Genomic DNA, 3,461 nt, shown 5'->3' on the forward strand with positions numbered 1-3,461 from the left:
CAAGAATCTCGTGACTTTAGTCATGAGAGGTTCAATCATATTGGGATTGGAACAGTTAAGATGAATGGAACTGGTTTTATCACGTATTTCGAACCAGGGCAACGTGTTTTACAAAGGGGAGCTTCTAATTGAATTCTGGTCTCCAGCCATTAAGAAAGCTGGATTAGATGATACTGTTATTGCGGTAATCACGAATTCTGATCATTTATCTGAATTTGAAATCGGAAACAAGGGTGAGGTTACAAAAAATGATATTGTTTTGACTTTAGAAAAAAATAGCGTTCTTCTTAATTCATCTCCTTGCAGGCTGCAATGACAAAAACATAACAAAGATTGTTCGTTTTCGTCATTGACAACCCATGTCATGTCCACCTAAAATGAGAAGGCATTAGCAGCATGAATATTCGTATAATTCCGGGAATTGGCCCGGGAGTTTCTACGAGGTCACCGTAATGGCCTGGCTACGATCCAAGAAAGCTGTTCCGGTTAGAAGCTGCGGCCGATGTGCCGAATATCTTCGGGAGAGCTCTTTTTCAGGCCGGGGTCCGCCAAGACTCCGGCCTTTTGTTGGTGCCTCACTACAAATCATCTTAGGGGGAGAACATTTTGGAACGCTTTTTCAAGTTGAAAGAGAACGGCACCACAGTACGCACTGAAATTATGGCCGGTCTGACGACCTTTATGGCAATGGCGTATATTCTGTCGGTGAATCCAGGTACGTTGACTGCCTTTGGCCGGATCGATATGGGCTGGTATTCCGTGTTTTTGGCAACCGCGTTGGCGGCGGGTATTTTCACTATTGCGATGGGGCTATTCATTAATTTCCCGGTCGCCCTTGCTCCTGGTATGGGGCTTAACGCTTATTTCGCATCGGTTGTCCTGTCGTCGGCCACGACGGATCATCCGTTTACTTGGCAGATGGGGCTGACAGCGGTATTTATCTCCGGTCTGATCTTTATTCTGCTGACCATCACCAGGATTCGCCAAATTTTACTAACTGCGATTCCGGACAGTCTGAAGCATGCGATTACGGTCGGCATCGGACTCTTCATCGCCATTATCGGCCTGAAGAACAGCGGCCTGATGACAATCGGCGTGGAAGCGGGCAATGCGATTCCGGCCAATACCTTCACCGACGTGCTGTATTTTGAAACGGTCTTCCATCTTGGAAGCCTGGAGAATACGAATGTCCAGCTTGCTATCATCGGCCTGCTGCTGATCGGTATCCTGATGGTGCTGCGGGTAAAAGGCGCGATTCTGTTCGGCATTCTTGGCACCACGGTCATCGGCATGCTGATGGGCGCAGTCGATTTTTCCACACTGTCGAATCCATCCACGCCATGGGTCCCGGATTTCACGCAGCTTAACTTCATGGAATTTGACTGGAACGGTATTTTGCATACCGGTATCATTTCCGCAGTCGCGACATTCACCTTCGTCGAACTGTTCGACACCTTCGGCACTCTGGTCGGAACGGCGGAGCGCGCGGGAATTATGGATAATCCCGAGGAAGGCAAAAGACGCGTCGGCAAAGCCATGCTCGTAGACGCAGTTGCAGTTGCAGGCGGCGCGATGCTGGGCACTTCCACCACAACGGCTTATGTGGAAAGCGCGGCAGGCGTGGCTGAAGGCGGACGTACGGGACTTACCGCCGTTACGACGGGGGTGTGCTTCCTGCTTGCCCTGTTCCTGGCGCCGGTTGCCGCTCTGATTCCCGGCTCCGCCACGGCAGCGGCCCTGATCATTGTCGGCGTGCTGATGGCGCAGTCCGTCCGTAAGATTGATTTTAACGATATGGTTATCGCCATTCCGTCGTTCCTGACCCTTGCGATCATGCCTTTCACCTACAATATCGCGAACGGTATCTCTTTCGGTATCGTCACCTATGTTATTTTGGCGTTTGTGGCTAACCTTGCGGGCAAAAAGAAATACGACATCCACTGGATGATGTGGCTTTTGGCCGTTCTGGTGGTGCTTCGTTATCTGCTGATCGGCAGCCAGGGCTAAGCCTTGGCCGCTCTTTTACGGCTCCTTCTCAATCGGAAGGAGTCTTTTTTGTGAGCGAACAAGAAACTCGGCGGTGTTACCGGAATAGAGCGCTGGACTTTTCTTCACCCGGCAATTCGATTATATTGAAATGAGGGAAAAATGAACCGGACTTCATATACATAGATTCGGATGATAAGATGAAGGTGGTAACGATGATGAAGAAGTGGCGTATTGCTGCGAAACTGATATTTATGCTGCTGCTGTGCATGCTAGTTATCCCTCCGGGAACGATGTTTGCGAAAGGAAATCTTTTGCAAAATCCGGGGTTTGAGGAAACGGCATCGGACGCTCCCGCCTCCTGGACGAGAGATGTATGGGTGCAGGGCGATCAGGCAAGCCTGCTGTCCGTGGAATCTGCGGATGTCCATTCCGGAAATGCTGCAGCCGCGATTGAGAATATACAGCAGAATCATGCAAAATGGATTCAGACCATCGCCGTAAAGCCAGACACCCATTACCGGATTTCCGGCTGGGTTAAGGTAGTGAACGCGGGCGTGGAAGGCATCGGGGCCAATATTTTCGTTGTCGGCGTTGGCGGGGGATATCCGAGCACCAAAGACACCGGCGGAGGCTGGCAGCAGCTTCAGTTCATAGGCAAGACTGGCTCCGGGCAAAAGGAAATAGGCATCGGCGCAGCCCTCGGCGGCTATGGGAATCTGTCTGCGGGCAAGGCGTATTTTGATGATTTGTCCGTGGAGGAGCTTGACTCCTCCCCTGCTGGCGTTCCGGTAATCTCGCTTGATCCGGGGGGCGCCCAGGCCGGAGCGGCAGGGAAACCGGTTAAAATATCATCCAAAAACATTTTGTTCTTTTCCGCATTGTTTGCCTGCCTCTTTGCCTGGGTTTACCGGACTGCGCTGCGCAGCAAGCGTCTGCTAAGGCGGGAGAGCTATGATTACGGCGCGTGGCTGTGGATTGTCCTTTCTGCGGCTTTTCTGCTGCGCCTGTGGCTTGGCTGGACCTCGCAGGGCTACATGAACGACATGAAGACTTTTATGTACTGGGGCCAGCGGCTGGCGGAGGTCGGCCCGGGACGCTTTTATCAGGAAGGCATTTTTGCAGATTACCCTCCAGGGTATATTTATATATTGTATCTTCTTCATCTCATCCATCAGGGCCTCGGTTTAAGTCCGGATTCTCCTGGGGAGATGCTGCTGTTCAAACTGCCGGCGATCCTGTCGGATATCGCTCTCGGATGGCTGATTTACCGGATCGGGAGCAAAAAGCTGGGCGGCGGCCTTGCGCTCGGTCTTGTCATTCTATATTCATTTAATCCGGCTGTATTGACGGATTCGGCGGTATGGGGGCAGGCGGACGCCTTTTTTGTAGTGTTCCTGCTGCTCAGTATTTTGGCTGTCTCGGATAAACGCCTTGCCGCTTCCGCGGTATGGTTCACTGTGGCTGCGGCGGGG

Annotated in this window: 1 protein-coding gene, 1 pseudogene and 1 riboswitch; the gene and the pseudogene both read left to right on the forward strand. The window is 51.7% G+C overall.

What is annotated here, in order from left to right; translation table 11 throughout:
- Positions 1-384 precede the first annotated feature (384 nt).
- A riboswitch (purine riboswitch) is annotated at positions 385-484 on the forward strand.
- Positions 485-606: 122 nt separating this feature from the next.
- Positions 607-2,007, forward strand: coding sequence for an NCS2 family permease (locus tag L691_RS0119255; protein WP_025692006.1), 1,401 nt, complete (start codon positions 607-609; stop codon positions 2,005-2,007).
- Positions 2,008-2,201: 194 nt separating this feature from the next.
- A pseudogene (locus L691_RS0119260) lies at positions 2,202-3,461 on the forward strand (phospholipid carrier-dependent glycosyltransferase); the annotation flags it as partial.

The organism is Paenibacillus zanthoxyli JH29 (genome assembly GCF_000520715.1).
Lineage (GTDB): Bacteria > Bacillota > Bacilli > Paenibacillales > Paenibacillaceae > Paenibacillus_AQ > Paenibacillus_AQ zanthoxyli.